This is a genomic window from Microbacterium sp. 13-71-7 (genome assembly GCF_002257455.1).
Taxonomy (GTDB): Bacteria; Actinomycetota; Actinomycetes; order Actinomycetales; family Microbacteriaceae; genus Microbacterium.
Genome location: NZ_NCKN01000271.1, coordinates 1 through 4,866 on the forward strand (window position 1 = coordinate 1; position 4,866 = coordinate 4,866).

The window sequence follows — 4,866 nt, forward strand, 5'->3', positions numbered from 1 at the left end:
GCTCGGCGACCGCACCTGGCTCGCGCACGGGATCCACTTCGACGACGACGAGATCGCCCGCCTGGGCGCCGCCGGAACCGCGGTCTCGCACTGCGCCACCTCGAACATGCGACTCGCGAGCGGGATCGCCCGCGCGGTCGAGCTCGAGGCCGCGGGCGTGCCGGTCGGCCTGGGCGTGGACGGATCCGCGTCGAACGACGGATCCAACATGATGATGGAGGTGCGCCAGGCGCTGTACCTGCAGCGCCTGCGCTACGGCGCCGCCGCGGTCACCCCCGAGCGGGCGCTGGACTGGGCGACCCAGGGATCCGCCCGCGCCCTCGGTCGCTCCGACATCGGCGTGCTCCGCCCTGGCGCACAGGCGGACCTCGCGATGTTCACGCTCGACGAGCTGCGTTTCTCGGGCAGCCACGACCCGCTCGCGGCTCTGCTGCTGTGCGGCGCCGAACGCGCGGACCGGGTCATGGTCGGCGGCACCTGGCGCGTGCTCGACGGCCGGATCGTCGGACTGGACGTACCGCAGCTCATCGCCCACCACAGCGAGGCCGCCCGCGCCCTGCTGGCCCGCCACGGCTGAGCCCGCTCCGCGCCTGCCAGATCCGCTCCCGTCGGATCCGCCTGCCAGATCCGCTCCCGTCGGATCCGCCTGCCAGATCCGCTCCCGTCGCAAAAGACGCCGCTCCGACCGCTCGATAACGGCATCTTTTGCGACAGGAGCGGCTGGGAGACCGCCGAAGACGGCGGGTCAGGCGGAGGGGACCTGCGAGGTCTGCCAGTCGGCCGGGCCGCGGGAGCCGGCGGCGTACTCGTCCATCGGCACGGCGCCGGAGCGCCAGGCGTCGAGCGCCGGCTGGATGATCCGCCAGCACTGCTCCGCCGCATCGCCGCGGACCGAGAGCGCGACGTCGCCGTCGAGGATCTCGCTGAGCACCTCGGTGTAGGCCAGCAGCGTGCCCTTGCCCAGGCCGGTGGACAGCACGTCGCGGCGCAGGGCGAACGGGTCGTCGCCGCCGTTCACGTTCAGCTCGAGCTCGATCCGGTCGGGGCCGAGGGAGAAGCGCAGCACGCCGCCGTCCGTCGGCACCCCCGTGAGCCCGCCGGGGATGTGCCGCACGGGCCGGAACGTGACGACGATCTCCGCGCAGCGCTCGCCCAGGGCCTTGCCGCTGCGCAGCGTGAAGGGCACGCCGGCCCAGCGCGCGGTGTCGACCTCGCAGGTGATCTCGGCGAGGGTCTCGGTGCCGCGGGCCGGATCCACGCCCTCCTCGTCCGCATACGAGGGCACGGAGCGGTCGTCGCTCGTGCCCGCCGTGTACCGGGCGCGGCGGGTCGAGGCGACGGGGTCGTCGCCGACGATGCGGGTCGCGCGGAGGGCGGCAGCCATCGCGTCGCGCAGGTCGATCTCGTCCAGATCCGCCGGCTGCTCCATCGCGAGGATCGCGAGCACCTGCAGCAGGTGGCTCTGGATCATGTCGACGAGAGCGCCGGCCTTGTCGTAGTAGCGCGCGCGGTTCTCCAGCGCGAGCGACTCGTCGTAGCGCACCAGGACCGACTGCACGTGATCGGCGGACCAGACCGGCTCGACCAGGCGGTTCGCGAAGCGCACGCCCATGATGTTGAGGATCGTGGAACGGCCGAGGAAGTGATCGACGCGGAAGACCTGGGTCTCCGGCACGATCCGGGTGACCAGCGCGTTGAGAGCGGCGGCGCTCTTCTCGTCGCTGCCGAACGGCTTCTCCAGCGCCAGCACGGTGCCCTTGGGCAGGGGGATGTCGACGAGCTTCTCGCACGCCGCCTCCGCCACGGCCGGCGGGAGCGCGAAGTAGATCACGAGCGATCCCTCGACGCCCTCGATGAGCGCCGCGAGCGCGTCGCGGTCGGTGACGTCCGCCTTCGCATACGTGGTCCCTGCGATCCGCGGGAGCTGGTCCGCGGCGTCGACGGTCGCGAACGCCGTGCGCACGGCCTCCTGCCAGCGCTCGTCGGACCAGTCGTCGGATCCGGCTCCGCGCAGCACCAGGGCGCGTTCGGGCTGGCGCTGCAGGAGCTGCGCGATCGCGGGCAGGAGGAGCCGGGAGGTGAGGTCGCCGGAAGCGCCGAGGATGAGCAGCGTCGTCGGGGTGGTCATGCGCCCACGATACGTTCCTCGTTCCTGATCTGTCTCTGCGACAGGGCGTCGATCGCCTCGCCGCAGCGGATCCGTCCGCCGGATCCTTCTCGTTCGGGCGCTCCCCGTCTCGGAGCACAGGGGCCCGTGCCAGACTGCGGAGGATGGAGACCCCTCCGATCGAGGACTACGCGCTGCTCAGCGACGGGCGCACCGCCGCACTCGTGTCGCGGACGGGCAGCATCGACTGGTTCTGCGCTCCGCGGCTGGATTCCGCGTCGCTGTTCGGCGCTCTGCTCGGCGGTGTCGAGCAGGGGCACTGGAGCCTGCGCCCTACGGATTCCGAGGCGACCGCGACGCGGCACTACGACGGCGACACGTTCTGCCTGGTGACCCGGTGGAAGGGCGCCGACGGCGTCGCCGAGGTGCGCGAGTGGATGCCGGTCCTGCTTCCCCAGGATCGGGGAACTCTCGAGGGCGCGCGTGCTGCCCTGGGAGCTGACCGCACGGACCTCATCCGCAGGGTCGTCGGGATCAGCGGGCGGATGTCCTTCGCGCAGGAGCTGCGACTCAGGTTCGACTACGCCAGGGCGCTGCCGTGGGTGCGCCAGACGGGCAGCCCGGAGTCGCCGGAGCTCACCGCGACCGCCGGCCCCGACGCCGTCGTGGTGCGCGGAGCCGAGCTGCGCCCGCACGGGCACAGCCACGTCGGAGCGGTCGAGGTCGCCGCGGGGGAGAGCGCGGAGCTCACGCTCACCTGGTTCCCGTCGTACCGTCCGGCTCCCGCGGCGCTCGACGGGGAAGCCTCGGAGCGGGCGACTGCATCCTGGTGGACCGACTGGGCCGACGGAATCGCGCACGAGGGGCCGCACGAGGACGACGTGCGGCGCTCGCTGCTGCTCCTGCGCGCGCTCACCAACCGCGAGACCGGCGGGATCGCGGCCGCCGCGACGACCTCGCTGCCCGAGGAGTTCGGTGGGGCGCGCAACTGGGACTACCGCTACGTCTGGCTGCGCGACGCCGCCCTCACGCTCGAGGCGCTGCTCGCGCACGGCCTCGCGGACGAAGCGCGCGCGTGGCGGGACTGGCTGCTGCGGGCGGTCGCGGGGGATCCGGCCGAACTGCAGATCATGTACGGCCTGGCCGGGGAGCGGGATCTGGTCGAACGCGAGATGCGGTCGTTGCCGGGCTATGCCGGATCCGCTCCGGTGCGGGTGGGCAACGCCGCCGCAGAGCAGTTCCAGGCCGACGTGTTCGGCGAGGTGATGGTGACGCTCGCCGCTTCCCGCAGGGCGGGCCTCGCCGAGTCCGCGCGATCGTGGTCGCTGCAGCGGGTGCTGCTGCGGCACGCCGAGAAGCAGCTGGACCATCCGGACAACGGCATGTGGGAGATCCGCGGGGATCCGCAGTTCTTCACCCACTCCCGGGTGATGCTGTGGGCGGCGTTCGACCGCGGGGTGCGCGCGGTCGAGGAGGACGGCGCGCACGGCCCCGTGGAGCGCTGGCGCGGCGTGCGAGACCGCCTGCGCGCCGAGATCGACGAGCACGGGGTGCGGGACGGGCACTTCGTGCAGCATCGCGGCACGGACGAGGTCGATGCCGCCCTGCTGCTCATCCCGCGCACCGGATACTGCGCGCCCGACGACCCGCGCATGCTCGCGACCGTGGAGCGGATCGAGCAGACGCTGATCCACGGCGGGCTGGTGAACCGGTATCGCACGGGCACCGGCGTGGACGGCCTGCCCGGCGGCGAGAACACGTTCCTCGCGTGCTCGTTCTGGCTCGTGGAGCAGTACGCGGTGACCGGCCGCATGGCCGAGGCGCGCGAACTCATGGACCGGCTGTGCGCCCTGCGCAACGACGTCGGCATGCTGAGCGAGGAGTACGACCCCGTGGGACGCCGCCACGCCGGCAACACCCCGCAGGCGTTCTCGCACCTGTCGCTGGTGCGCGCCGCCGACGCGCTCGCCGCCGGCCGGCACCGCAAGCGCTGAGGCGGCCGGGCTGCCCCGGCGTGAGGCCCGGGGCGCGCTGCGCTGACCCGGGGTGCTGCCCCGGGGGCGCCCCGCTCTGGGTCACCCGCGCCCCGCGTGGAGCCCCCTCCACATGCGAGTCGTCCCCGTCAGCGGAGCCTATGGCGTGCGCTGGCGGGGACGACTCGGGGGTGTGAGGACCCGTCAGGCGTTGATCAGGAGGGTGTCCGCGATCGGGCGACGCTCGCGCGGGGCGTTCTCGCGCTGCTGCAGCTCCTCGGGAGCGGTGCGGATGTCGCCGAGCTCGCCGACGGCCATGACCGAGATCGGGGTGAAGTCGGCGCTCAGGTCGAACGCGGCGGAGATCGCGTCGCGGTCGAATCCGCCCATCTGGTGAGTGGAGAGGCCGTTGGCGTGCGCCTGCACGGTGAAGTGGGCGGCCGCCTGGCCGGTGTCGTAGAGGGCCCAGGTCATGGGCTGGCCGTCGCGCGTGGTCTCGGCCACGAACACCACGAGCAGGGCGGCGTCGCCGGCCCAGGCGCTGTTGAAGCCGGCGAGGGTGCCGAGGATCTTGGCGTGCGCCTCGGATCCGCGGCGGGCCACGATCGCGCGCCACGGCTGCGTGTTGGCGGCGGTCGGCGCCCAGCGGGCGGCCTCGAGCGCGCTGGCCAGAGCCTCCTCGTCGATGGTCGCGGCGGCGTCGAAGATGCGGGTGCTCCAGCGCTCGGCGAGGATGTCGAGGATCGGGGCGTCGGTGACCGCGGTGCGGTCGGAGGCGGGGGTGCT

Annotated in this window: 4 protein-coding genes; 2 read left to right on the plus strand and 2 right to left on the minus strand. The window is 73.2% G+C overall.

Annotated elements, in window-relative coordinates; all coding sequences use genetic code 11:
* A partial coding sequence (locus B7X32_RS18455; protein WP_292723011.1) for an amidohydrolase family protein occupies nt 1-577 on the plus strand: 577 nt, incomplete at its 5' end.
* 168 nt (nt 578-745) lie between these two features.
* Here B7X32_RS18455 and B7X32_RS18460 read toward each other — a convergent pair.
* Entirely contained in the window at nt 746-2,128 is a 1,383-nt protein-coding gene (locus tag B7X32_RS18460; RefSeq protein ID WP_292723014.1) for a glucose-6-phosphate dehydrogenase, read from the minus strand.
* Between the two features lie 143 nt (nt 2,129-2,271).
* On the opposite strand from B7X32_RS18460, the gene B7X32_RS18465 reads away from it, so the two are divergent.
* Nucleotides 2,272-4,101 (plus strand): glycoside hydrolase family 15 protein, encoded by a 1,830-nt coding sequence (locus tag B7X32_RS18465; RefSeq protein ID WP_292723017.1) that lies wholly within the window; start codon nt 2,272-2,274, stop codon nt 4,099-4,101.
* Between the two features lie 183 nt (nt 4,102-4,284).
* Here B7X32_RS18465 and B7X32_RS18470 read toward each other — a convergent pair.
* On the minus strand, nt 4,285-4,866 hold a 582-nt coding region (locus tag B7X32_RS18470; protein WP_292723020.1), incomplete at its 5' end, for a nitroreductase family protein.